Source organism: Mesorhizobium sp. Primo-A (genome assembly GCF_003997175.1).
Taxonomy (GTDB): domain Bacteria; phylum Pseudomonadota; class Alphaproteobacteria; order Rhizobiales; family Rhizobiaceae; genus Mesorhizobium; species Mesorhizobium ciceri.
Map to the genome: position 1 here is coordinate 1 of NZ_RZTG01000021.1, position 24,856 is coordinate 24,856.

24 protein-coding genes and 1 tRNA gene are annotated in these 24,856 nt (G+C 60.9%); 12 read left to right on the forward strand and 13 right to left on the reverse strand.

Features of this window, described 5'->3' with window-relative positions; translation table 11 throughout:
- Positions 1-30: 30 nt before the first annotated feature.
- Positions 31-198: a hypothetical protein gene (locus tag EOC83_RS29160; RefSeq protein ID WP_013531392.1), complete on the reverse strand. Its 168-nt coding sequence runs from the start codon at positions 196-198 to the stop codon at positions 31-33.
- Positions 199-354: 156 nt separating this feature from the next.
- On the opposite strand from EOC83_RS29160, the gene EOC83_RS29165 reads away from it, so the two are divergent.
- From EOC83_RS29165 to EOC83_RS29200, 5 genes are all read left to right on the forward strand, one after another.
- Positions 355-430: transfer RNA gene (locus EOC83_RS29165), tRNA-Thr, on the forward strand.
- 1,097 nt (positions 431-1,527) lie between these two features.
- Complete coding sequence (locus EOC83_RS29175; protein ID WP_013531390.1) at positions 1,528-2,181, forward strand: outer membrane beta-barrel protein; 654 nt, start codon at positions 1,528-1,530, stop codon at positions 2,179-2,181.
- A 269-nt stretch (positions 2,182-2,450) separates the two neighbouring features.
- Complete coding sequence (locus tag EOC83_RS29180) at positions 2,451-2,831, forward strand: hypothetical protein (RefSeq protein ID WP_013531389.1); 381 nt, start codon at positions 2,451-2,453, stop codon at positions 2,829-2,831.
- A 608-nt stretch (positions 2,832-3,439) separates the two neighbouring features.
- Entirely contained in the window at positions 3,440-4,147 is a 708-nt protein-coding gene (locus tag EOC83_RS29185; protein WP_063168079.1) for a Crp/Fnr family transcriptional regulator, read from the forward strand.
- Between the two features lie 1,260 nt (positions 4,148-5,407).
- Complete coding sequence (locus EOC83_RS29200; RefSeq protein WP_013531386.1) at positions 5,408-5,707, forward strand: DUF1236 domain-containing protein; 300 nt, start codon at positions 5,408-5,410, stop codon at positions 5,705-5,707.
- A gap of 366 nt (positions 5,708-6,073) precedes the next feature.
- On the opposite strand, the gene EOC83_RS29210 is transcribed toward EOC83_RS29200, so the two are convergent.
- Both EOC83_RS29210 and EOC83_RS29215 read right to left on the reverse strand, forming a co-directional pair.
- Entirely contained in the window at positions 6,074-6,643 is a 570-nt protein-coding gene (locus EOC83_RS29210) for a DUF2569 family protein (protein WP_063168081.1), read from the reverse strand.
- Between the two features lie 126 nt (positions 6,644-6,769).
- On the reverse strand, positions 6,770-7,384 hold the full coding sequence (locus EOC83_RS29215) for a TetR/AcrR family transcriptional regulator (protein ID WP_024503901.1): 615 nt from the start codon (positions 7,382-7,384) through the stop codon (positions 6,770-6,772).
- Between the two features lie 91 nt (positions 7,385-7,475).
- Here EOC83_RS29215 and EOC83_RS29220 point away from each other — a divergent pair, with 91 nt between their 5' ends.
- From EOC83_RS29220 to EOC83_RS29240, 5 genes are read left to right on the forward strand one after another with little or no spacing between them, the layout of a single operon-like run.
- Positions 7,476-8,567, forward strand: coding sequence for a spermidine/putrescine ABC transporter substrate-binding protein (locus EOC83_RS29220; protein ID WP_063168082.1), 1,092 nt, complete (start codon positions 7,476-7,478; stop codon positions 8,565-8,567).
- Between the two features lie 13 nt (positions 8,568-8,580).
- The gene (locus EOC83_RS29225; RefSeq protein WP_063168083.1) at positions 8,581-9,462 is read left to right on the forward strand and encodes an ABC transporter permease; all 882 of its coding nucleotides are present in this window, start codon (positions 8,581-8,583) and stop codon (positions 9,460-9,462) included.
- A 1-nt stretch (position 9,463) separates the two neighbouring features.
- Entirely contained in the window at positions 9,464-10,246 is a 783-nt protein-coding gene (locus tag EOC83_RS29230) for an ABC transporter permease (RefSeq protein WP_013531381.1), read from the forward strand.
- A complete protein-coding gene (locus tag EOC83_RS29235) occupies positions 10,243-11,307 on the forward strand; it encodes an ABC transporter ATP-binding protein (RefSeq protein WP_063168084.1) in 1,065 nt (354 codons plus the stop codon). Before EOC83_RS29230 ends, EOC83_RS29235 begins: the two co-directional genes overlap by 4 nt.
- 20 nt (positions 11,308-11,327) lie before the next feature.
- Positions 11,328-12,086 carry an MBL fold metallo-hydrolase gene (locus EOC83_RS29240; RefSeq protein WP_063168085.1) on the forward strand — a complete coding sequence of 253 codons (759 nt, stop codon included), beginning with the start codon at positions 11,328-11,330 and terminating at the stop codon, positions 12,084-12,086.
- A gap of 107 nt (positions 12,087-12,193) precedes the next feature.
- Here the strand turns inward: EOC83_RS29240 and EOC83_RS29245 are convergent, their stop codons facing one another.
- The 4 genes from EOC83_RS29245 to EOC83_RS29265 form a co-directional block, all read right to left on the reverse strand.
- Positions 12,194-12,895: a TetR/AcrR family transcriptional regulator gene (locus EOC83_RS29245; protein ID WP_063168086.1), complete on the reverse strand. Its 702-nt coding sequence runs from the start codon at positions 12,893-12,895 to the stop codon at positions 12,194-12,196.
- 139 nt (positions 12,896-13,034) lie between these two features.
- Entirely contained in the window at positions 13,035-14,462 is a 1,428-nt protein-coding gene (locus EOC83_RS29250; RefSeq protein WP_063168087.1) for an amidase, read from the reverse strand.
- Between the two features lie 85 nt (positions 14,463-14,547).
- Positions 14,548-15,582 carry an extracellular solute-binding protein gene (locus tag EOC83_RS29255; protein WP_024503894.1) on the reverse strand — a complete coding sequence of 345 codons (1,035 nt, stop codon included), beginning with the start codon at positions 15,580-15,582 and terminating at the stop codon, positions 14,548-14,550.
- Positions 15,583-15,947: 365 nt separating this feature from the next.
- Positions 15,948-16,919 (reverse strand): NAD-dependent epimerase/dehydratase family protein, encoded by a 972-nt coding sequence (locus EOC83_RS29265; RefSeq protein WP_063168088.1) that lies wholly within the window; start codon positions 16,917-16,919, stop codon positions 15,948-15,950.
- Between the two features lie 722 nt (positions 16,920-17,641).
- On the opposite strand from EOC83_RS29265, the gene EOC83_RS29270 reads away from it, so the two are divergent.
- Positions 17,642-18,415: an NAD kinase gene (locus tag EOC83_RS29270; RefSeq protein ID WP_013531374.1), complete on the forward strand. Its 774-nt coding sequence runs from the start codon at positions 17,642-17,644 to the stop codon at positions 18,413-18,415.
- Positions 18,416-18,613: 198 nt separating this feature from the next.
- Complete coding sequence (locus tag EOC83_RS29275) at positions 18,614-20,209, forward strand: DEAD/DEAH box helicase (RefSeq protein ID WP_063168089.1); 1,596 nt, start codon at positions 18,614-18,616, stop codon at positions 20,207-20,209.
- Between the two features lie 71 nt (positions 20,210-20,280).
- On the opposite strand, the gene EOC83_RS29280 is transcribed toward EOC83_RS29275, so the two are convergent.
- The 6 genes from EOC83_RS29280 to prfB all read right to left on the reverse strand — a co-directional run bounded on the left by EOC83_RS29280 (position 20,281) and on the right by prfB (position 24,785).
- Positions 20,281-20,886, reverse strand: coding sequence for a hypothetical protein (locus EOC83_RS29280; RefSeq protein ID WP_013531372.1), 606 nt, complete (start codon positions 20,884-20,886; stop codon positions 20,281-20,283).
- Between the two features lie 241 nt (positions 20,887-21,127).
- Positions 21,128-21,778 (reverse strand): OmpA family protein, encoded by a 651-nt coding sequence (locus tag EOC83_RS29285; protein WP_013531371.1) that lies wholly within the window; start codon positions 21,776-21,778, stop codon positions 21,128-21,130.
- Positions 21,779-21,953: 175 nt separating this feature from the next.
- The gene (locus EOC83_RS29290) at positions 21,954-22,322 is read right to left on the reverse strand and encodes a GFA family protein (protein WP_024503891.1); all 369 of its coding nucleotides are present in this window, start codon (positions 22,320-22,322) and stop codon (positions 21,954-21,956) included.
- Positions 22,323-22,490: 168 nt separating this feature from the next.
- Positions 22,491-22,868, reverse strand: a complete 378-nt coding sequence (locus tag EOC83_RS29295) for a hypothetical protein (RefSeq protein WP_013531369.1) — start codon at positions 22,866-22,868, stop codon at positions 22,491-22,493.
- Positions 22,869-23,156: 288 nt separating this feature from the next.
- Entirely contained in the window at positions 23,157-23,576 is a 420-nt protein-coding gene (locus tag EOC83_RS29300; protein ID WP_013531368.1) for a GFA family protein, read from the reverse strand.
- A gap of 77 nt (positions 23,577-23,653) precedes the next feature.
- A protein-coding gene (gene prfB, locus EOC83_RS29305) for a peptide chain release factor 2 (RefSeq protein ID WP_013531367.1) occupies positions 23,654-24,785 on the reverse strand; the annotation gives its coding sequence in 2 pieces (ribosomal slippage) (positions 23,654-24,718 and positions 24,720-24,785; 1,131 coding nt in all).
- Positions 24,786-24,856 lie beyond the last annotated feature (71 nt).

Consider the following 24,856-nt stretch of genomic DNA (forward strand, 5'->3'; position numbering starts at 1 on the left):
CTATTCCCCTATTCCCCTATTCCTATTCCCTCACCCCATCCCCGTGACATGGCGCAGCCAGAACGCCAGCGCGATGAAACCGATGATGGTGGTGACGCCGGTCCAGTCGACATTGGCCTTCTTCACGTCGCTGATGATCTTCACCAGCAGCATCCAGGCCACGAAGATGATCGGGAGAATGATGACAAATCTGATCATGCGACACCCCTGCTCGAAGCGATTGCACCCTTCCCTAGATGTAGGAAGCAATCCGGCGGTTTTCAGGATGCCCTCGCCGATGGCCCATGCGGCATGCCGGGAAAAAACGGAGTTTTGTCTTTACTGGCTCAACAAATATGCTAACCGGAGCGCCGTGCCCTTGTAGCTCAGCTGGTAGAGCAGCGGTTTTGTAAACCGAAGGTCGGCGGTTCGATTCCGTCCGGGGGCACCAGCACAATGCAAAAACCATAACATTTTCAAAAGCTTAGAAAACAAGGTTCGGGTTCGATCCACCGCTTATCCACCTGGAATTTTTCATTTGCCAACGCGAGTATCCGCCCAGAGCATCACCGTATCCGGATCATCCTCTTCGTCCTCCTCCGGCTCGTAAGGTTCCGGCGCCACCAGCAAATCGATTCGCCTAAGGTCAGTCCCTCCCATTGGCGCATCGAGCGAGAGCGTTTTGAAGGTGTCATATTTGTGGATAGTGTGCTTGGTGCTAGGTTGCCAAATATTCAGCCTGGCTCAGATTTGGGAATATTGGGGGGACGTCACTTTGATCCGCATTTTGGTCGCACTCGCCGCCGCAATTTGCTTCGCGTCTTCGGCGGCTTCGGCAGGACAGGACAATATCCACTTCCTGGTCGGGATGCCCGATGCCAAGTTAAATTTGGCCGCTAAAATGGCAGGTAACCTCAACGGCGTTATGCAAAGGTGCCGGCTGAGGCCTACAGAGAATGGAAAAGCTATCATTGCTGTCCCTGTGCTTTTGTACGAGGGGATAGAAAAACACCTGACGCCTAATCCTCCTAAGTTCCGGAAGGCCATTCACACCTATGAAAGAGCTTACGCCATGGCGGTCCAGAGAGCGGGAAATTGCCAGGCTGAGAAGGCCAAATACCCGGGACTTTACCGATAGATGGCTGCGAAGGGACCCGGACATTGGGCGAGTCACCGCCCTGCGCGCCGCCGCCTAACTATGGCGTCGACGGCATCCTTCCTGATTGCTGCGGATTGAGCCGTCCGGTATACCCATCGGCATTCTTCACGAACACAGCTGCAAGCCTGATCCGTGCGGCAGCGGCTTCATTGAAGATCAGAACGGCACCCCTTCCACGCTCCGCACTTGAATTTCTCGATAATGCCCGCATCGAAGCCTGACGCGGAAGTATTGAGCTCTTCGAGGGATGCCTGCTTGCACCGGCCATCCCGATACCTATTTCGCCGAATTCAGGCGCAGCAACTTAGCCTACGGGTGTGACTTCCTAGCTATATACAAAGTTGCAGGCTCATCGATATAAAGCGATTGGCGATTTTGATGGGGATTTCATGAAAGCTTTTTTGCTCGCTTCATTCGTTGCGCTTTCCGCGGCTCCGGCCATGGCTGCCGATATGACGATCGCTCCTGTCGATACCCCTGAATGGACCTGGCAAGGGCCATACGCCGGCGTGTTCGGTGCCGGAACGTTGGAACACTACAAGATCTATGGACCGGGCGCCCAGGCTGGCGCAACGCATAATGTCGGCTCGGCAACGGTCGGCGGCTTTGCAGGCTATAACCTCCAATCCGGCAAGATTGTCTATGGCGTCGAAGGCGAGCTTGGCTACCGCTTCAAGAAGAACACCTTCGACGATATTCCAGGCCCAGGCGTCCTTGACGCCTCCACAGGTTTGTTCGGATCCGTAAAGGGTCGCGTTGGCATGGACATGGGAGCCTACATGCCGTTCGTCACGGCTGGTGTAACCGCTGCAAAGCTGAAGACATTCTACCCGGGTGGAAACGCTGAGCGGGATGCCACCTTGGTCGGTGGTGTTGTTGGAGCAGGCATCGACGTCGCGCTCACACACAACGTGTTCTTGCGCGGCGAATACGACTTCTCCTTCTTCGGCAAGAAGTCGCTTGAATATTGTGGCGGCGGATGCACGCTGGAACACACGCTTCAGACGCACGATTTCCGCGTCGGCATCGCGATGAAGTTCTAACTGTTCAGCGCGTCTCCGACTTTGACGCCCCCCGCGGGAATGGCAAGACCAAGGTCCAGCTTGTGAATGGCATTCCGCGGGCGCAATGTCGCCGCGAACCCGACGGCTAGGGGCCTGGATCGCAAATAGTTTGCCGTTCAGGCCCTTCGTTCGTTCCGGACCATGCCCATCTGCGCGCCATCCCTTCGTACCAAACCGTACGTTGAATCCTTCTTGGGTCACGCGTGACAAGAGAGTAAATAAATCCTTTCGCAGGAAGGGAGGCCGCGATGGCAGAAACGCATATAGAAGTCGCACGCGCGGTTATAGAAACCAGCTTTCGGTTGCGGCACCATTCCCTGGCCGGCACTGCCTCATTTCGCCGTGATATGGACCACTCCCGACGCGCAATCGAGGCCTCGCGCGAACTGCTCAAGCGCCTTCGCCAACGTCATCGCGATGACATGGCCCGGGAGGGAGATCCGGAGCCAGGTCCTGTTGCCGTCTCGGCCTTCGATGCCGACATTCTCCGCTCGGCGTTTCGAAACCTGGTCAGGGAAACAGGCGTTCCCGAGTGTGAATGGCGCCACCTGGCTGAAAGCTTGGTCCGCGAATATGTCGGGTGCGAGCAGGTTAACGTTGGCTTGTTGGACTGGATTACCCACAAGTAGTCAGCGGTATAAATTGCGTACCAACGCAAAGCAGCCCGTCCCGCCCACATTGCCGGTGACACGAAACGGGCTGCGGAAGCCCGCATGCGACGCTTCCTGCAATCCAACTTCGGGCGAGTACGGATGTTCCGTTAGTTTCTGCTGAAAGGCGGTACATTCTGCTGCCGTGGCCATTCGACAGTCACTGGTAGGGTAGACCCGCCGCTCCATTTGCGAAGCGACGGGCTCTCGCCCACCCCATACCTGTGAAAGCAATTTAGATGCCAAACTTTTGACCCGTTATGGGGCACAACCGTCGCCTTGCCAGTCGGTCGGTCGCCCTCTCGTCGCTCTGCCTCGACATTGATAACCATGTACATCATGCCGGCTCGTTGGCTGCGATCACAAATTGTCGGATTCGTACGAAGCAGAGTTCTGTACGATTCCAACCCTGTAACTTTGTACACCCCTGTTTTGTAATTCGGCGGCTGAGGGGACGCCGTGCATCAGGTTGCATTTCACTGTCAATCGCGCGCCAGAGGGCGTATATTTTTTAAATCGTCTGCACGTGTCTACGGGCGCAGACGGCAGGGAGATTGGAAAGCTCTTGCCCCAAGCGGGATTGAGCTATGACCAATCCAGAGAACGATTCCTACAGAAACCAATTGTTGCGCAGGCTTGACCCTGGTGACCTGGGGCTTTTGCAGCCACACCTTGAACTGTGTGACCTCGAGCCGAAAATGACCTTAGAGAAAGCCGATTCGGAGATCGAGACGGTGTACTTCCTGGAGGACGGCATCGCTTCTGTGGTCGCGACGGCTTCAGGTAAGGAAGCCGAGGTGGGCCTTGTCGGCTTTGAGGGAATGACCGGTGCCGCGCTCGTGATGGGCGCTGACTATGCAGCGCATCAATGCTACGTTCAGTCGGCCGGCAGCGCTTTCAGGATGGGAACCGAGCCCTTCAAGGAGGCTCTTGCGAACAGCCCAACGTTGCGCCTTTTCCTGTTGCGCTATGTCCACTACTTCCACATCCAGACCAGCTATACGGCCCTGATCAACGCAAAATCAAACCTTGAAGAGCGGTTGGCGCGCTGGCTTCTAATGTGTGACGATCGGGTCCACGGCGAGCGCCTTGCGATCACCCATGAGTTTCTCGCCGTCATGCTTGGAGCAAGACGCCCAGGCGTTACCGTTGGGCTGCAAGTTCTGGAAGGACGTGGTTTCATCTATTCTCGACGTGGCGAAGTGCACATCAGGGACCGCAGCGGACTTGCGGCCTGCGCAAACGGCACCTACGGCAAGCCAGAAGCCGATTACGTTCGGCTAGTTGGATTATAGCGCTCCAAGCATGCCGGACGTAGGCCGCGGTGATCCAAGCACCTGCGCCTCGCGCCAGCAATACAGCCCGTCCCGCCCACATTGCCGGTGACACGAAACGGCTGCGGAAGCCGCGATCCGATGCGATTGCAATCCAACCCTGGGCGCGCACGGATGTCCCGCAAGCTTCATATCCCGTGCGTCAGCACAAGATAAATAGCGGGGACGAGCATCAACCAGCCGCTCAGTCCAAGAACCACCAAGATGGCCATGCGCTCTGTTCGCCTGACAAGGTCGGCAATGTTTTCTTTGTCCGGCAAAGCGACGGAGGCCACAAACCCGGGCGCACGATCATCGTTGCCATTTCCCGGTTGGTTCGCGCTGCCACTCTCATTCGATCTCTGGACCAATGTCATTGTGATCGTTCACCGAAAAGAATCTAAACCGGCCCGTTCTCGGCGCGTGAGCCGGAACGGGCCGAGGCGGGAAATCAGTTAAAATCGAAGGACGACCGAAGGACCACGTCGGCGGTTGCACCGGATGCGACGGCGACCATGCCGCCAATAACTGCGGCAAACCCGTCTCCAGCCCCGCCGGCGGCGGTGGGGACGGTAGTGCCAGTCCCGATGATAGACTTGCTGCACTTCTGCCTGTGCGTCTTCTTCAAAGGTCTCTGTTTGTGGCGTCTCAAGTTCATCGAGGATGCCGTGTCCGGCCCCTGGAACACCCGCCATTGCGTCAGTTGGGCGGACAGCGCTTGCAAGGGCCGCTGCCCCGGCAACGCCAAACATTGCAGTCAAGAAGGATCGCCGATCCATAATAAACCTCCCAAGGTACATGTGCTAGAAATGCGCCCACGCCTGCCGAATGAGCATGCATGGGCGCACGGTGAAATACAGGACCCGCCCGCCGCCGAAGCAGCTCACGGGTCCTATCAGCGCAGGAAGGGACGTAGCTGCGCCGATCCACGCCATGTCAGCCAAGAACGACCCCCATCACCAGGAAGGTGATGGCTGTTGCGAAAATCGGTGCGAGCAACCATCGCGCCTGGCCGACACTTTTTTCCACTGTTTCTCTCCGAATTGGAGAGACAACAACCTTTAGGCCTAAGCCGTTCCGCCTACTCCCAACGGGTAAGACCATTGCGTTTTCCAACCAGACTTTGGTCCTGCGCGGATTCAGACAGAGGCCCGTATGAGGAACGTTTGGCCTGGCGACGTGTTCGGGTGGCTGGCGCCCAGCCGATCGTGCTGCCGCCAGGTTACAAGAGGAGAAAAACAAATGAGGATGCACCTAAGCAGCGCCGCTGCGGCGCTCTTGCTGTTGGCCAGCGTCGGCGCGGTTGCGGCACAGGATGTGGTTATCACACCGGAACAGGACACCGTCGTGCGCGAATACGTGAAGAAGCAACCCTTGGCTTCTGTGAAGCTTCCGGGGGTGGAGTTGAATGTCGGCACGGCTCTGCCAGACACGGTCGAACTCCACGAGGTTCCCAACGTCAAATACCGCTATACGGTGGTCGACAACCGAACGGTTTTGGTGGACCCGAGCACACGCAAGATTGTGAAAGTCTACGACTGAAACTTCGAACCGGCCAGGCCCGCCGGCAGGGATGCCGGCGGGTTGCGCTCGTCAAATCGCCACTCAATCGGACAAATGAAAATGATGAACCCTGAAGTCGAGACGTCGCAAGCGCTCGTGGCGCGCCTGGTTGATCTCCAGGCGAGAGCGCGGGCAGCACGTATAAATGAGGCCGAAATAAAGACCTTCCAAAAGGTCGCAGCCGTCACGGATGATGGTCGAGGTCGGTCGGCTCAGGATCTGGCCGTTCCAGGTTCGATGGCGACATAGTGGTGCACGAGGTCACACCCCAATCGCCGCCACAAGAATTCGGTTCTGCCCGCGGATCGCCGCGCGCAGTTCCAACATTCCAAGTTGTGCCTTCTTCTACGACGCGCCAGCAACCTGGGTGGATGCCCCAACCCTGGTGAAGGTGTTCCGCACCCTGACGGACTTGTAGACGTAGGCGACCCAGAGCCCTATCAGCACAAACGAGACTATGTGCGTCGCAAGCGCCTCGCCAGTGACCACTTGCCGAACCGAAACCCCGATCGCGGTGGAGACCCAGATCGCGTCCAGTATGACCGCCACCGGGATTGCGAGCCATTGGATGAGAAACAACTGCTTGAACCGAAGGCTCCGCCTCAGCATGGCAACGAGCACCACAAGCTGAAGCACCATGAATGCCAGCAGCAGGGCAACCTCGCCATAGACCACCATGGGTCCATTCGGCACCAGCATGAGCTGGTTGTCGCCATCGCTGGAGGCCCCCAATTCGGCGAGTGTGCGCAGCGGTGACAATGCCTGACCGATAGCCAGCAGCATCAGCCAGCCGCCGAAGCCCACAAGAGCCTCAGGATTCTGCGACGGCTTCGCGGCCGATCGAACAGCAAAGAAAACAGGCACGCCGATCAACAGCAGCATGATCGCCCAATGCCAGATGGAAAACGCCCCCATTTACGCCTCCCCTTTTTATGCTCCCTTAAGTTGTACCAGGCTTTAAATTCAACTCAAGAGGCGAGCGCTGGTGTGAAATGACAATATGCCGAACCGACGATTTTCTCCTGTCTGCTCCTGACTCCCTCACACCCCGATCGCCGCCACCAAAATCCGGTTCTGCCTCCGTATCGCTGCGCGCAGCTCCGGTATCCTCGCCGCGTCGCGTTTCACGAACTCGATGAACATCATGTTCATGTTGTTGAAGATCAGTTCGCCGAGCGCCGCCCCGTCGATGTCCTGGCGCACCAGGCCGAGCGCCTGCAGCCGGGCGATCAGGGCGCGGATCTGTTCGGTCAGCGCGCGGTCGAGCGCGGTGTAGGCCTGGCCGAACGGGCTGTCGGGCAGTTGCGTCGAGATCGCCATTGCCTGCCGCCACATCTCCTTGCTGAGATAGTGCAGCGAGTGCTCGATGTAGATGCCGATCAGCGTATCCAGCGCATCGCCGACATTGGCCGGCGGCCTGGCGACGACGCCCTGCCCGGCATTCAGCACCTCGTTGACCTCCAGCGAGACGATGGCGCCGAGGATGTCGCCCTTGTTCTCGTAGTAATTGTAGATGGTGCCGACCGAGACCTCGGCCTGCGTGGCGATCGCCTCTATCTTGGCGCCCTCATAGCCGGCCTCTCGAAACAGTTCCGCCGCCGCTTCGATGATGCGCCTGTGCCGGTCCGCCTTTTGCCTTGCCCGCAATCCGCTCATTCCAGCCTCTTTCCACAAAAACAGAATTGACTCAATTTTAGAATTGGTTCAATTTTTTGCAAGAAGCCACAAAGGCAAGGGAGAACACTCGATGTCCGCACATTCCAAGACCATGAATTCGCTTTCCATGTTGAAGAGCCATCTGCATGCTGCGTGCGCGGCCGCGGCGCTGTTGCTCGCAGCCGGCAGCGCTGTCCAGGCCGCCGACCTCAACGCGCTGATCTGGTGCGATCATGCCGATCCGGCGCTGCTGCAGCCCTTCGAGGAGGCCAATGGCGTCAAGGTCAACGTCAAGGATTTCGAGGGCACCGGCGCTGGCCTCGCCATCGTCGAACAGTCGCAGCCGGGCGACTGGGACGTGATGGTGATCGATTCGATCGACGTGCCGCGCGGCGTCGAAAAAGGCCTGTTCGAGCCGCTGCCGGAAGACAAGCTGCCGCTGGCCGACCTGTTTGCGCAGGTGAAGATGAACGGCTCCACCATGGTCGGCGGCAAGCGCTACGGCATCACCGAAAAGTTCGGCTACAACACGATCGGCTACAACAAGACCAAGGTCGATCCGGCCGACATGCAGTCGATGGCGGCCCTGACCGGCGACAAGTACAAGGGCAAGGTCGCCATCTACGACTACTACCTGCCGGTCATCGGCATGGCCGCACTGGCGATCGGCAAGAAGACGGCCGATCTCACCGAAGCCGACCTGCCCGCCCTCAAGGACGAGCTCTTGAAGATGAAAGCCAATGCCAAGCTGGTCGGCGAAGTGACCGCCAGCCAGACGGCGCTGGCGACGGGCGAGGTCGACATACTGGTCGGCGGCGGCGAATGGGTGACGGCGGGCCTAGCCAAGGAAAACCCGGCGCTGGACTTCTCCATCCCGAAAGAAGGTGCGGTTCTGTGGTCGCAGTCGCTGGCCATGTTCAAGGATTCCAAGAACAAGGACATGGCGCTGAAGTTCATCCAGTACATTATGAGCCCGGAGGGCCAGGCGCGGCTTGCCACCTCCTCCTGCTACTGGGGCATGCCGGCCAACACCAAGGCAGCACTGACCGACGACCAGAAGAAGGTGCTGCGCTTCGACGAACAGCCGGGCTTCCTGACGCGTGCCCAGGCCTATCCGGCGCCGAACGCCGATCTCGACAAGAAGATGCAGGACATGTGGACCGAAATGCTGCAGGCGAAATGAGCCGATAGCGCTCATGAGCTCGGCTGGAAACAACCCCTTGCCCCGGGCGGGCCATACCCTGCCCCGGGCGAGCTCTGCTCTGCCCTGGGCGCTGGTCACGCCGGCGCTCGGCTGGACGCTGCTGTTCTTCGTGCTGCCGTTCATTGCCATGGGGTTTTCCAGCCTGACGGCGCATGAGGGCGGCGGCTTCACGCTGTCCAACTACAGCCAATTCTTCACCAACCCCTCCTACTGGCAGGCGATGGTGAACTCGCTTGAGGTGACCGCGATCGTCACCGTGGTCTCGGTGCTGCTCGCCTATCCCTTCGCCTGGATCCTCGCCGAACAGGTGCCGGAGCGCTGGCAGCGGCTGGCGCTGATGCTGGCGGTGCTGCCGTTCTGGACCTCCTATGTCGTGCGCTCCTATTCCTGGCTGCTGGTGCTGGCGCAGAACGGCGTCATAAACCGGGCGCTGACCGGCTCCGGCCTCATCAGCGAGCCTGTGCATCTCGCCAACACGCGTTTCGCCACCATCACCGGCTTCGTGCACTTCTTCGTCATGTTGTTGACGCTGACGATCTTCGCCAATCTCAAGCAGCTCAGCCCGAGCTACCGCAAGGCGGCCGCCGATCTCGGCGCCGGGCCGGTGCGAACCTTCCTGCATGTCGTGCTGCCGCTGACCTTGCCCGGCATCATGGTCGGCGCCTTCCTCACCTTCGTGCTGTGCATCGGCGACTACATCACGCCGCAGATCCTGGGCGGCAACAACGAGCTGCTGATGCCGCAGCTGGTGATGATGCAGATCGGCCGGCGCGGCGACTTTCCGCTGGCCTCGGCGCTGTCGATCATCCTGATGGCGGTGGTCACCATCGCCTATCTCGCCTGCGCCCACTGGCTGAAGATCGAGCGGGCCTGAGATGCGCAGGATTGTCCGCATCGCCTCCTGGCTCTACGCGCTTGCCGTCTACGGCTTCATCTTCCTGCCCGTGATCGTGCTGGTACTGTTTTCGCTGCAGGCGACGTCGTTCCCGATCCCGCCCTTCACCGGCCCGTCGCTGCGCTGGTACGACGCGGTGCTCTCGGACCCACGGCTGACTTCGGCGTTGGTCAATTCGCTGCTGGTCGCGTCCATCTCGTCGCTCGCCGCCGTGACGCTCGGCTTCCTTTCCGCCTGGGGCTTTGCCCGCTTCGTCCTGCCCGGCTCCGGCCTGCTGCGCGGGCTGATCACCCTGCCGCTGACGGTCAGCTATCTCATCATCGGCATGGGGCTGCTGGTGCTGTTCAACTGGGCCGGCGTACCGAAATCGCTACTGGCTGCCGGCATCGGCCATGTCGTGATCAATCTGCCGCTGTGCTTTGCCATCATCTACAGCCAGATGGGCGACCATCAGATCAACATCGAGCGCGCCGCGCGCGACCTCGGCGCGCCGGAATGGAAGGTGCTGCTGTTGATCACCGTGCCGGTCATGGCGCCGGCCATCTTCGCCGGCTTCTTCCTGTCGATGACCTTCTCCTGGGACGAATTCGTGATCTCCTTCCTGCTCACCCGCTTCGACACCACGCTGCCGGTCGAGATCTGGAACCTGCTGCGTTCCGGCCTCAATCCCAAGACCAATGCCGTCGGCTCGCTGGTCTTCGCCGTCTCCATCGTGCTGGTGGTGTTTTTTGAACTGACATTGCTTCGGAGAAAGCCGGCATGAGCGCGCCCCTCGTCGACATCAGCAGTGTCTCGCATCGCTTCGGCCAGCACACCGTGCTGAAGGATGTCTCGCTGCAGATCGAGCCCGGCAGCTACACGATCCTGCTCGGGCCGTCCGGCTCCGGCAAGACGACGCTCTTGTCCATTCTGGGCGGCTTCGTCACCCCCAGCGAAGGCAAGGTGTTCATCCGTGGCGAGGATTGCACGTCGGTGCCGCCGGCCAAGCGCCCGACGACGACGGTGTTCCAGGACTATGCGCTGTTTCCGCATATGAGCGTCGGCAGCAATGTCGGCTTCGGCCTGCGCATGCAGGGCGTCGACGGCGCGACACGCGCCGCAAAGGCGCGCGAGGCGCTGGCGCTGGTCGGTCTCGCCTCTGCCTTCGACAAGAAGCCGCATCAGCTCTCCGGCGGCCAACGGCAGCGCGTGGCGCTGGCGCGGGCGCTGGTGATCGAGCCGGCGGTGCTGTTGCTCGACGAGCCGCTCGGCGCCCTCGACCTCAAACTTCGCCGGCAGATGCAGGATGAATTGAAGGCGATCCAGAAGCGCGTCGGCACCGCCTTTATCCATGTCACGCACGACCAGGAAGAGGCGATGGCGCTGGCCGACCATTGCGTGGTGATGAATGACGGGCGCATCGAGGACGAAGGTCCGCCAGAGCGCGTCTACGCACGGCCGGCGACGCGTTTTTCGGCGACCTTCATGGGCGAAAGCACGATCCTCGCCGGCACGGTCACGGAGGCGAAGGATAGGACAAGCACCGTCGCGACGCCGGTCGGGCCGGTCTCGCTGCCCGGCGCCTTGCCGGTCGGCTCTACCGTTGCGCTGGCCATACGGCCGGAGCATCTTGTCCTCGGCGAGGCGCGCGGCGGTGTCAGGCTTGGCACAGCCGAGGTGAGCGACGTGGTTTTCCAGGGCAGCTTCAAGCGCGTGCTCGCCGTTTCCGTCGAGGACCCTTCGCTCCACTTCATCGCCAAATTGCCCGCGACGGCGACCGTCCAGCCGGGCGACAGGGTCGCGATTTCCTGCGATACCGACCAGATCATCCTGCTGACGGACTGAACTTTCTGACGGATTGAAACATGGCAACGCTTGCGGTCATCGAGGCACCAGACTGGTACGAGACCATCCGCATGAGCGATGGCGTGACCTTGATCCACGAGCCTTGGATAAAACCGTTCTTCCGCTGCAACATGTGGCATGTGCGCGGCCGCGATCGTGACCTTCTGTTCGACACCGGGCTTGGCCATTTCAGCCTCAGGCGTCACGTGCCGTTGGTCAGCGAGCGCAAGCTGATTTGCGTCGCCAGCCACACGCATTTCGATCATATAGGCTGCCACCACGAATTTCCCGAACGGTGCGTGCACGCCGCCGAGGCCGGGATCCTCGCCGATCCGCGTAACGAGTGGACGGCAGCCGACACCTATGCGACCGACGAAATGTTCGATTGCCAGCCGCAAGGCTGGAACACGGCGCGCTACCGTATTCCGCCCGCACCGGCAGGCCGTTTGCTCAAGCATGGGGACGTCGTCGATCTCGGCGATCGTGCCTTCGAGGTGATCCACACGCCCGGCCATTCGCCCGGCGGCATCGCGCTCTATGAAAACAGGACGGGCATCCTGTTATCAGGCGATATCATCTATGACGGCCCGCTGATCGACGACGTCTACCACTCGGACATATCAGACTACATGGCGACACTGCTGCGCCTGCGCGACCTCGATGTCTCGGTCGTGCATGGCGGCCATTTCCCGAGTTTCGGCAAGGTGCGCTACCGCCAGCTTGTCGACGAGTATCTGGAACAGAAGCGGCAGGCCGGCTGCCATCTGCGGCAGCCATGAAAGCGGTCAGAGCGGTTCACCGTTTCACGGAAACGGCGAACCACTCCAACTCCTTGTTTGGCGCAATTCCGGACGGAAAACCGTTTCACACTTTTCCTGGAATTGCTCTAGCGCATCAGTTCGAAATGCCGCGGGAATGCCTGATGCAGCAGGAGCAGCATGGTCTTGCGCAGCACGTTGGTGTCACGGCTGGATGGATTGAGATGATCCCAATACCAGGCGCCGTGGACCAGATAATTCAGGCTCTCCGACAGCGTGTCGATGTCGACGTCGGTGTAACCGCCGCTGCGCGAAATCTCGATCAGCAACTCGCGCGCTTCGGCGGTGTAGGCAAGATCGCTCGGCAGGCCGATCTCATTGTAGATCTGCATGCTCTTGCGGTCGCTGGAGAACACGACAAAGACCGAAACCCATTTCGGGTGCTGGCGGGCGAAACGTTGCGCGCAATCGACCGCGCCCAGGGCCCGCTCAACCGGCGACAGGCCGGGCGCTCGCACCAGCGTCACCCACAGCTCGTCGTATCGATCGCTGAGATACTGCAGGACGGCGCGAAACAGGTTCTCCTTGCTGCGGAAATGGAAGACGACCAGGGCATTGGACGAGCCGACATGTTCGGCGATGCGCTGCATGGTGACGCTTGCCAGTCCCTCCTCCGCGATGAGCTCGATGGTGGCGTCGATGATCCGCTGCACGCTGGCTTCGCCGCGTTCGCGCCGACGGTCCTTGGGCGGCGCGGCATCGTTTGCCGCACGTCCATTCTTCGCCGTTGCGCCTTTGCGTTTTGCCGCCGCAGTGTTTTGTTGCGCCATCTTCGTCCAGCTCCTTTCGGACTTCTGCCGGCGATCGCCGGCGCCGCCACGGATCCGTCTATTCGAGGTGTCCGGCGTCGGCTCACCACAACCGAAACCGCAGATCAACCACGATCGCGGCAAGGGCCGCATCGCCCTGTTATAGCGACGGGCGCGTTTCGGCGTTTGTGTACCACTGCCCCTTGGCCATCTCATAGGCCATGGCCGCCCGGAAGACATCGGCATCGCAATAGGTGCGGCCGACGATCTGGATGCCTGTCGGCACGCCGCTTGCCGCCCGGCCCGACGGCACGGATAGAACCGGACAGCGGCTCATCATGTTGAACGGCGTCGTCATCACCCAGCCAAGCGACGGGTTCACCTGCTTGCCGTTGATCTCGACCGTGCCCGTTGTCTGATCGAACTCCGCCGGCACGGCGGGAAGCGCGTTGGTCGGGCAGATCAGCACATCGTAGGTCTCCAGCAGCGGCCCCAGCGTCTGGTACATCCTGGCCGCCACTTCCAGTGTTCCGACAAAGTCCGTCGCCTTCGACCTTTGCCCGTCCTCGGCGAACTGCCTGGCATAGCTCGTCATGTCCTTGCCGTGCTCCTTGAGCAGTTGCGACAGTGAGGCGCCGAACAGATGTTCGAGATAGGCCATGCCCGCCTTGAGCACGTCGTCGCCCCAGCCCAGATCGACTTCCTCGACCGTGGCGCCAAGCGAGCGAAACACATCGCAGGCGGCAAGCGTGTTCTTGCGCACGTCCGGATCGACCTCGAAAGAACCGAGGTCCATCGAGAAAGCAATCTTCCAGCCCTTGATCGGCTTGTAGTCGCTGGGCAGGCGCAGTTTGGGGCGGAGCGTGGCGATGTCGAGCGGGCTCGGTCCGGCCATCACGTTCTGCAGCAGGATCGCATCCCCGACGTTTCGCGCCAAAGGTCCGGTGTGGCAGTAGAAATCGAGGTTGAACGGCGGCTCGTCCGGATTGCGCCCGTAAGGCGGCTTGAAGCCGACAAGACCGCAGGCCGACGCGGGAATTCGGATCGACCCGGCAATGTCCGAGCCGGTGGCGATCGACGACGTGCCGGACGCCAGCGTCGCCGCGGCACCGCCGGACGAACCGCCGGGCGTGAAATCCGGGTTCCACGGATTGCGCGTCACGCCCCAGCGTTTCGACCAGGTGTAGCCGGCGCAGCTGAATTCAGGCGTCGCCGTGCGGGCATGGACAATGCCTCCGGCCTTGATGATGCGCTCGTTCATCGTCGACGTATGGCCACCGATGGCATCCCGGGACAGCAGCGAGCCGTGCGAGGTCGGCTTGTCCTTGATGTAGCTCTCGTCCTTGATGCCGATCGGCAGCCCCTCGAGCGCCCCGGTACGGGCCCCCCTGGCGTATTTCGCCTCGGCTTTCCTGGCCAGATCCATCGCCTCGTCGAAATGCGTGAAGGTGAGGCAGTTGATCGTCGGCTTGGTGGCTTCGGCGCGGCGGATGGTGGCCTGCATCAGTTCGACGGGCGAAAGCTTCTTTGCCTTGAACAGCCGCAGCGCCTCGCTGGCCGGCATGTAGCAAAGGTCGAGATCGGTCATGGGAAGTCTCCTGCGATCTGCGCATCGCGTTGCATGGACGGAGATGACCGCGCCGCGTGCTGCGGCGCGGGAAAGCCTGGTCAGGTCATTTCTGCAGATCGGTCCAGATCTTCGTGTAGAGCGCCTGCACGTCGGGCGGGCATGCCTGCATGAACTGGCCCTTGGCGGCGAAATCGGCGGGAATGTTGACTTCCGGCGCGGTCTTCATGTCGTCGGGCATGAAGGCTTCCGAGCCCTTGATGCCGTTCGAATAACGCGCAAAGGCTGAGATCAGCGCCGCATTCTGCGGATCCATGATGAAATTCTGGAACAGCTTGGCGTTGTCGACGTTTTTGGCGTCCTTGAGGACAGCGACATTGTCCATCCAGATCGGATAGCCTTCCTTGGGATAGCCATAGACGATCTTGTCGTTCTCAAGCCGCTCGCGCAGCGATATGCCGTTCCAGTTGACGCCCGCGGCGATGTCGCCCCTGCCCAGGCCGTCGACGGCCGCATAGTCGAGCGAAAGCCATTTCGCCTTGGCCTCCACCAGCTTGTCATGCACCTTCTTCAGCATCTGCATGTCGCTGCTGCAATATTTGCCACCCTCGTAAGCGATGGCGAGGAACATGATGTCACCCATTTCGGGTACGACATTGATCTTGCCGACGAGTTCGGGGGGTGGGTCGAGGAAGATCGCCGATGTGTTGGGGTCGCCGGCATAAACCGACTTGTTCACCGAAATGCCGGTCGTTCCCCACTGCCATGGAACGGTATATTTGCGGCCTGGATCGAATGGAACATCGACCCACCTGGGATCGACGTTCTTGAAGTTCTCCATCTTGTTGGGATCGGTCTCCAAGAGCAGACCTTCGCTGATCCAGACCGGCACGACGCTCGCCGAGGGCACGACGATGTCATAGCCGGAGGCGCCCTGCCGGACCTTGGCCAGGGCGGTATCGTTGGAATCATAGTCGGTGACGGTGACCTTGACCTTGTAGGTCTCCTCGAACTTCTTGATCAGCTCGGGACTGGTGTAGTTGCCCCAATTGTAGATGTTGAGTTCGCCGTCGGCATGGGCAACGCCCGTGACAGTCAGCAGCGACAGGCCGATGGCCGTCGCGGTCAGTTTCCAGTTCATGCTGTATGCTCCCATTGTTGGGACCGGCGGCGTTACGGCCTCAGGTCCGTTTCCTGCTGACGAAAAGATGGCCGCGACAATGCCGATCGACGGCACGAGAACGGCCGTCGGCATCGCATTTGCGGCATGCGGCGCACCGGCAACGGCAAGCCGCATCGCAGTCGAGATATTCCCCTCTTCACGGTGGCCATTCACCGGCTGGCGCCGGCTGTCCAACTCAATTCGCGACCTCAGGAGTAACTATGACTAAACATGCAGTCAATATCTTTATGCGGATACGGCCATGGCTCGCCGATCGATGCGCCCGATGCGGTGGTGACCAAGTGGGCAGCCAGGAAAGAGCTTTGGCCGCGACGTCGGGCGCGTCAGGCCGTTGGGGCCGCAACGGTTCCGGCCGCAATTCGCTGACGGAACCAATCGAAGGTGCGCCCGATGCCTTCCTGATAGCCCGTCCTGGCTTCCCAGCCAGGAAGGACATGCCTCGCCGACGTCAGGTCCGGACGCCGATTTGTCGGATCCTGGGGAGCCGGAGGGTGGTGCTCGATGCGGCTGCCGGGGACAAGCGACCTGACGAATTCCGCGATGCGCAGGACGGAAACCTCGTGATCGTTGCCGATGTTCAGAGGGCCGCGATGCGAGATGCCGTCGCGCCAGAAGTAACGTTCCAGCCCCTCGACGATGTCGTCGACATAACCCCAACTGCGCGATTGGGACCCGTCGCCATAGACCGTCAGCACCCCGGTTGTCAGAGCCTGGATGGCAAAGTTCGAAACGGCGCGTCCGTCGTCGATGCGGGTTCGCGGCCCATATGTGTTGAAAATCCTGACGACGCGAATGTCGAGCCCGACAACCCGCTGCTGTTCGAACAGCAATGCCTCGGTGCAGCGTTTGCTTTCATCATAAGAGGCCCTGGGACCGGTGCAGTCCACCGATCCCCTGTAACTCTCGGGTTGGGGTGAAACCAGGGGGTCGCCATAGACTTCCGAGGTCGAGGCGAAGCAGAAACGGCCGCCGGGCTTGAGCAGCGTCAGAAGATTGAGCGCGCCGCCGATGTTGGCCTTGATCGTGCGTACCGGCTCGCGCATGTACCAAAGCGGCGAAGCCGGCGACGCGAGATGGATGATCTCATCGAAGCGTTGAAGGGATGAAAAGCTTTCGGCATCGGCAATCTGCAGATCGAAACGCGGATCGGCGATATGTGCGACGTTGTCTCGCGTCCCGGTCCAAAGATTGTCGACGACGATCAGCTTTTCCAGATCGCTTCGCCGCAACAGACGGTCGACCAGATGTGAGCCGAGGAAGCCGCAGCCACCAGAAATCAACACGCTGCGCGACATGGAACCCCCTGCTCCAGACACCCGGCCAGTCAACGAGCCGCAGGGCTTGTTTCCCAACAACGGCGGATACGAGGCTACCCAAAAACCTTTCCGCCAATCGGTGCACCCATCTACACCGCCAAGCGCCGCGAGTGCAAACAGCAAGCTTTCACGAGTGGAACGTGCGGCAGCCGACCGGCCTCTGCTTTTAAGGAGAGAAACTGCCGCGCGATGTCGCGCACCGAAGCGGCCGCCAATGCCGCCGGTCGTCCGAAAGGATGATCAGGTTACAGCGCTACAGCGCCCTTTGCGGGCATGGCGCTCCGGCTGCGTCACCACAGCGCGACGCCGTGGGCTGCGGTCGGAAGCTCGTCTCTTCGGACTGGCGCACCAGTTCGGCAAAGAGCAGCGCGAAGCTTCCCAGCATCAGAAAGACAATGATCAGGCGTGTTACCGGCAATATGTCGGCCTCGACTGGCTAGCCCCCACGCCACCCATCCACTGCCGGCTAACATGACCGATCCGGCTTTACGAGACTTTAAGGCCGGTCTTAACCATCACATTCGCGTAGCCTTTGTCATGATACGCGAACGCATGTCCGCATCCGCCGTCCCGCGGTCGCCTCGCCATCCCGGAATGGCATTGCCATCCGGGATGGCGGCTCCGTTTGCAGACCTACCCCGCCCATGCTACCCCGAAATTGGCGCGGCCCTGCCGCTGCCACCGGTCGTCATCGGGGAGCCATGAGCAAAGCCGCCAGCCACATCGCCTTCGTCTCGTCCGACACCGCTGACGCCAAGACGGCGCTGGAAAGCCTGTCGGCGCGCTATGGCCAGTCTTCCGTCGAGGAGGCCGAGATCGTCGTTGCCCTTGGGGGTGACGGCTTCCTGCTGCAGACCCTGCGCGACACGATGGGGACCGGCAAGAAGGTCTACGGCATGAACCGTGGCACCATCGGCTTCCTGATGAACGAGTATCGTTCCGGTGGCCTGACCGAGCGTCTCGAAGCCGCCGTCGCCGAAACCATCCGCCCGCTGGAGATGCTGGCCGTGACCTCGGAAGGCGAAACGATTTCGGCACTGGCTATCAACGAGGTGGCGCTGTGGCGTCAATCGTACCAGACGGCCAAGATCCGCATCACCGTCGACGAACAGGTCCGGCTTGAGGAACTGAACTGCGACGGCGTCATGATCGCAACCCCGGCCGGGTCCACCGCCTACAATCTTTCGGCGCACGGGCCGATCCTGCCGCTCGACGCGCCGCTGCTGGCGCTGACCCCGGTCAGCCCGTTTCGCCCGCGCCGCTGGCGCGGCGCGCTGCTCTCCAACAAAGCGACGGTGCGCTTCGACATCCGCGAGCCGGAAAAGCGGCCGGTGAACGCCGCCGCCGACCATACCGAGGTCAAGGCGGTGACCTCGGTGACGGTGCGAGAATCACCCACGGCGACAGCAACGTTGCTGTTCGATCCCAATCATTCCTGGAACGAGCGTATTCTCGCCGAACAGTTCCGCTATTGAGCCGGCTCTGCGACCGACAGGTCGATTAAGCATCCCGATTAAGGTTACAACTTCACAATCGTGCCATTGCTGCCCGTTTCTGTTGACAAATCGAGGGCTTGCTCCTAATTGCAATACCGATCTTGCAGGCGCGTGGCGCTTGCCGCGACGCCATTAGACGCCGTTGCGCTTCCCCGAACCAGCCAAAGACAACAACACTTGTCCTCAGACACCACGACCGCTCAAGAAGCGTTGACCTTCGCAGACCTCGGCCTGTCGCCGAAGGTCCTTTCCGCAGTCACCGACGCCGGCTACACCCAGCCGACGCCGATCCAGGCTGGTGCGATCCCGCACGCCTTGCTCGGCAAGGATATTTTGGGCATCGCCCAGACCGGCACTGGCAAGACGGCTTCCTTCGTGCTGCCGATGCTGACCCGCCTCGAAAACGGCCGGGCCCGCGCCCGTATGCCGCGCACGCTGATCCTGGAGCCGACGCGCGAACTCGCCGCGCAGGTCGAAGAGAATTTCATCCGATATGGCAAGAACCACAAGCTCAACATCGCGCTCCTGATCGGCGGTGTCTCATTCGACGAACAGAACAAGAAGCTGGAGCGCGGCGTCGACGTGCTGATCGCGACGCCCGGCCGCCTGCTCGATCACCGCGAGCGCGGCAAGCTGTTGCTCAATGGCGTCGAGATCCTCGTCATCGACGAAGCCGACCGCATGCTCGACATGGGCTTCATTCCCGACATCGAGCGCATCTGCGAGATGATCCCGTTCACCAGGCAGACGCTGTTCTTCTCGGCGACGATGCCGCCGGAAATCACCAAGCTGACCGAGAAATTCCTGCATGCGCCGGTGCGCGTCGAGGTCTCGAAGGCCGCGTCCGCCGCCACCAACATCACCCAGCGGCTGGTCAAATCAGGCTCCAAGCCGTGGGACAAGCGCGAGACGCTGCGCAACCTGATCAAGGCCGAAGATGCCGAACTGAAGAACGCCATCATCTTCTGCAACCGCAAGGTCGAAGTGTCGGAACTGTTCCGCTCGCTGCTGAAGTATGATTTCGACGCCGGTGCGCTGCATGGCGACATGGACCAGCGCGCGCGCATGCAGATGCTGGCCAATTTCCGCGACGGCAAGCTGCGCTACCTCGTCGCTTCCGACGTCGCCGCGCGCGGCTTGGACATCCCCGACGTCAGCCATGTCTTCAACTATGACGTGCCGATCCATGCCGAGGATTATGTCCACCGTATCGGCCGTACCGGCCGCGCCGGACGCTCCGGAAAATCCTTCACCATCGCGACCAAGTCGGACACCAAATACATCGACGCCATCGAGCGGCTGATCGGCAACAAGATCGAATGGCATGACGGCGACTTGTCGACGGTGGTTGCCAGCGAAGGCGGCGAGGACGATGCTCCGCGCCGTGGCAAGGGCGCACCGCGCCGCGCCGGTCGCAAGGACGACGACCGCAGCAGGGAAAAGGGCGGCGAGCGCAAACCGCGCGAACGCCACGCCAAGCGCAGCGAAGACACGGCACCGGAAACAGTCCGCGAGGACCAGCCGGCGGCCGAGGTCGCAGCGGCAGCCGCCGACGTCGGCGAACGGCGCTCGCGCAAGGAAGCGATCCGTTCGGAAAACACCGAGCGCAAATCGTCCGATCGCAACGAACAGCGCGCACCGGAACGCGGCGATACCCGGCCGCAGCGAGACAACAGCCGCCCTGCCCGCCAACGTCACCAGGAAGACAACGATTCCACCGTTGGCTTCGGCGATGACATGCCGGCCTTCATGCGGATCGTCGCCAAGGTCTGATCCCGACCGCTTCGAAGGCAAGCCAGCCATCCGGCTTGCCTTCTCGGTAGAGCTCCAGCCTGGTTCGCCCGTTACATCGGCCCAGGCATCATCTTGGTCGGTTTTTCCAGCATCGGAAACTCGGCCTTCGAGCATTTCACGTTCGGGTTCGTCGGACTGAACATGCCGTTCGGATTGTCCCCGAGCCAGGCATGAAGGTCGTAATGGACGAACTCCTTCGGGATGAGAGGGTAGTGCCCCTCCATCGGCCCCATGAAGGTTTGGCCAAACAGCTTCGGAGGCTCCTTTATGTCCGGCGTCAGAGGCACCAGCCATTCCGCGCCCACCAGCCGCAAACCCTTCTTGGTCGGTTCATAGATCAGCACGTTGGGGTGCATCGGGTCGAGCTTCTGGCCGACACTCGGGACATTGACGAAGTGAATACCCATGGCGCCCTTCGGGTAATCCATCGCGCCCGCTATCTTTTCTCCGCTGTAGTAGACGCAGCCGACCGTCGACAGATAGAGATCGCGGACGGCAGCGGTGTAATCCTCATATTTGGCGAGCGACTTTTTCAAGGCTTCGATGTCGGCCTTGTTGGCGTCCTCGGCCCGAGCCGAAGCAACGTTCAGCCACGCGCCTACCAAACCTGTTAAAACGAGGACGCCACAGCGCCCAAGGCTGGCTGTTCTTGTCATGCATTCCTCCCAGATTTCTGATCTGGCCGTGCAAGACCGAGGCGGAAAAATGCTGATTGCGCGGCCGGTTACACCGCCTCATCCCCGCTGGACTGCCATGATGCTATTCCTTTCCATGGCCGCCGGAAAGCTATATTTTAGCAATAACTAAATCTATACCGTACCCATCCAGAGCGCCGATGTCAGCTCAAACAAAAACGGCCCCGCATGAGGGCCGTTTCGCATCCGCTTGCCGGACGGATCAGGTGAGCGGCGACAGCTGGATCTCGACGCGGCGGTTCTGGGCCCGACCTTCGGCTGTGGCATTGGATGCGACCGGACGTGTCTTGCCGAAGCCTGTGACGGCGAAGCGCCGCTGATCCACGCCCTGACCGGACAGATAGTTCGCCACCGCCAAAGCACGACGCTGCGACAAATCGAAATTGTGCTGGTCGCCACCGGTCGAATCGGTGTGGCCGAACACGTCGACCGTGGTCTGCTTGAACTTCTTCAGCACCAGCGCGACGGAGTTCAGGACCTGGTAGAAGCCGGGCTTCACCGCATCCTGATCCGAGTTGAAGGTGATGTCGGACGGCATGTTGAGGATGATCTGGTCGCCGCTGCGGGTGACGCTGACACCGGTGCCCTCGAGCTGCCGGCGCAGTTCGGCCTCGTTCTGGTCCATCGTGGCGCCGATGGCGCCGCCGGCCAGCGCGCCGATGCCGGCGCCGATCAGTGCGTTGCGGCGGTCGTTGCCACCGGCAAGCAGGCCAAGGCTGGCACCCGCCAGGGCGCCAAGGCCGGCGCCGGCCGCCGTGTTGGAAATCTTCTGGTCGCCTGTATACGGATCGGTGGTGGTGCAGGCGCTCACGAGCACAGCCGTCGCCACGACGACGAGCACAGTCTTTTTCATAGGATGGTCCCTCTCCAAGTCACGCCTTGCGGTGGCGCCAAATCAGCCCTTCCCGCGACTTGTACCATGAATTGCGGCGAAAAGCGGAACGGCAAAAGCGCCGTTCACGGCTTTTCCCGAGTGACCAATACCCGGTGGTGGCGCCGCATCGCCGTGCCGGAATGGTTTGGATAAGCTACCAGAGGTTCTTGCCGTCTATGACAACCACTTCGACCTTGTCGAGATCGAAATCATCGAACAGCCGCGAGTTGACGCTGATCTTGGGATTGTCGAAATCCGGCTCGCCTGTCGACCAGTCCGGCGTTTCGGTAAAGGTGCCGCAGCCGCAGGTGGCGCAAAAACCGTGCTTTACGGTCTTCGACCCCCAACGATAGAAAGAGACGTTCTCCATCGGGCTGGTGAGCTTGAATTGCGAAGGCACGTAATAGGCCCAGAGCGAGCCGCGTTTCGAGCAGAAAGAACAGGTGCATTGCGTCACCGTCTGCGGTGCTTGCGAAACCTCGAACGTCGTCGCCTTGCAATGACAGCTTGCCTTGATGGTCATCAACGAACTCCTCCTGTCGCCGCCACCCTGTGCGGCAAAGGCAGCATAAAGAGGTGCTCCTGACAACTGTCTGTCAGCAAGCATCACCGGCGCTACCGCGACAGGCGCGTCTCAGCAAGCCCGTCCCGTCACACGCGATCAGGCGGACGTAGGAATGCGCTCCTATCGTCAATACGAGCGCGGCGGCACGAACAGGCAGATTGTCCTGCCGGCGTCGAGGCCCCCCTGGTGCGCGCACCAATGGAACTCGCCGTCCGGGCTGTCCTTGACACGCTTGTCGGTCATTGGAACGACCTCACCCGTTCCGGCGATGACATAGCCCTCGGGTTTCTCCAGCACTTCGCCTGTATGGGTCGTGCGACAATCATAGTTGGCGCAGCATGCGAACGGATAACTCCAGCCTTGTGGCTTTGCCGCCGTGGGCGTGGCGTCATGCGCGAAGGCAGGTGCCGTCAGCATTGCCATCGCGCCGATCGCGAACAGGGAAAACAAAAGTCGGCCAGCCGGTTGAACGGCATTGGCCGATCTGAGTGTGGCAGCAGACATGGAAACGTTCCTTTCAAACGAGCATCAAGCGTTTCGCTTGCCCGTTCCCGGAACGTATCTTCCCAGTGGCCGGATCGTCGGGTCGCAGATATGCCGCGTCCGGCCATAAATGCTTTTTCTCTCCCAGCCCTTGGATGCTGGGCTGATTCCTTGGTCGGCGCAAGAACATGCATTCCCGACATCGTTCTACAGACGTCAGGCATCCGCTACCGCCGACGAGATGAGGCCAAGGTCAATTCCCGGCAAACGGGCGTCGAATAAACGGGATTGGCCCGCTGTGGTTCCAGCCTATTGCTGGTCGGAGCCGGCAATCACGTGCTCTTGATACTGCGGCAGGTCATCGGTGATGGTGAACCAGCCCGCCTTCGAACCGACGAAGATGTGCTCGGTTGGACGAATGGATGGGTCGTCGACGAGCGTTCCCATGGCGACATGGACATAGGCGCCGTCGCGCACGAGCGAATAAAGCAAGGAGCCGCACTGGCAGCAATGCGCGTTGTGGCCGCTTTGGTCGCCGAAGATCAGGAGTTTGTCCTCGCCTTCGGTGAGGACAAACTTTTCACGCTCGATACCGGCGAAAGGCTTGAATGCCGAACCGGTGGTGCGCCGGCAGTCCGAACAATGGCAATTCGCGGCATAGAGGAATTCGTCGGCCACCTCGTAGTGAACCGCGCCGCAAAAGCATTTTCCGGTGAGCTTGCTCGGCACTCTCTCCTCCATTGCTGTGGTGCGCAGGGGTATGTTCAGATGAGGCCAGGCCGGCCTCACCTGAATATGGGCATATCCTAGTCCAGGTCCGCCACGGCTTCGCCGGCACCGCCTTCGATGCGCTGCGACAACGAGGCTTCCATGAAATCGTCGAGGTCGCCATCGAGCACGCTCGACGGGCTGGTGCTCTCGACGCCGGTGCGGAGATCCTTCACCAACTGATAGGGCTGCAGCACATAGGAGCGGATCTGGTGGCCCCAGCCGATATCGCTCTTCGATGCTTCGGTGGCGTTTGCAACCGCCTCGCGCTTCTTCAGCTCTTCCTCGTAAAGGCGCGAGCGCAGCATCTCCCAGGCCTTGGCCTTGTTCTTGTGCTGCGAACGTTCGGCCTGGCAGGCGACCGCGATGCCAGTGGCCAGATGCGTGATGCGCACCGCCGAATCGGTGGTGTTGACGTGCTGGCCGCCCGAGCCGGACGAGCGATAAGTATCGATGCGGACGTCGGATTCGGAGACGTCGATCTCGATCGTGTCGTCGATGACCGGATAGACCCAGACGCTGGCGAAGGACGTATGCCGGCGCGCATTGCTGTCATAGGGCGAAATACGCACCAGGCGATGAACGCCCGATTCCGTCTTCATCCAGCCATAGGCGTTGTGGCCTTTGATCATCAACGTGGCGGACTTGATGCCGGCCTCTTCGCCGTCATGCATTTCCAGCACTTCGACTTTGAAACGGCGCCGCTCGGCCCAGCGCGTGTACATGCGCAGCAGCATCGAGGCCCAGTCCTGGCTTTCGGTGCCGCCGGCACCGGCATGGATTTCGAGATAGGTGTCGTTGGAGTCTGCTTCACCCGACAGCAGCGTCTCGACCTGGCGGGCCTTCGCTTCGCCTTGCATCGAGCGGATCGCGGCTTCCGCCTCGGCGATCACGCCCTCATCGCGCTCTTCCTCGCCGAGTTCGATCAGGCCGATATTGTCTTCCAGCGCCTGCGTCAGACCTTTCACCGAGGCGATGCCTTCTTCGAGGCTCTGGCGTTCGCGCATCAGCTTCTGCGCTTCCAGCGGCTCGTTCCAGAGGCTGGCGTCCTCGGCGCGCACATTGAGGTATTCAAGCCGCTTTATGGCTTGATCCCAGTCAAAGATGCCTCCTCAGCAGGGTTATCGCCTGCCTGATCTCGTCGACAATATTCTGCGTTTCCGCGCGCATGGCTGGCTGTTCTGTCCTGTTTGCTGAAATCGGTCGGCGCGATACATAGGCACGCCGCCGCCGGCTGTAAA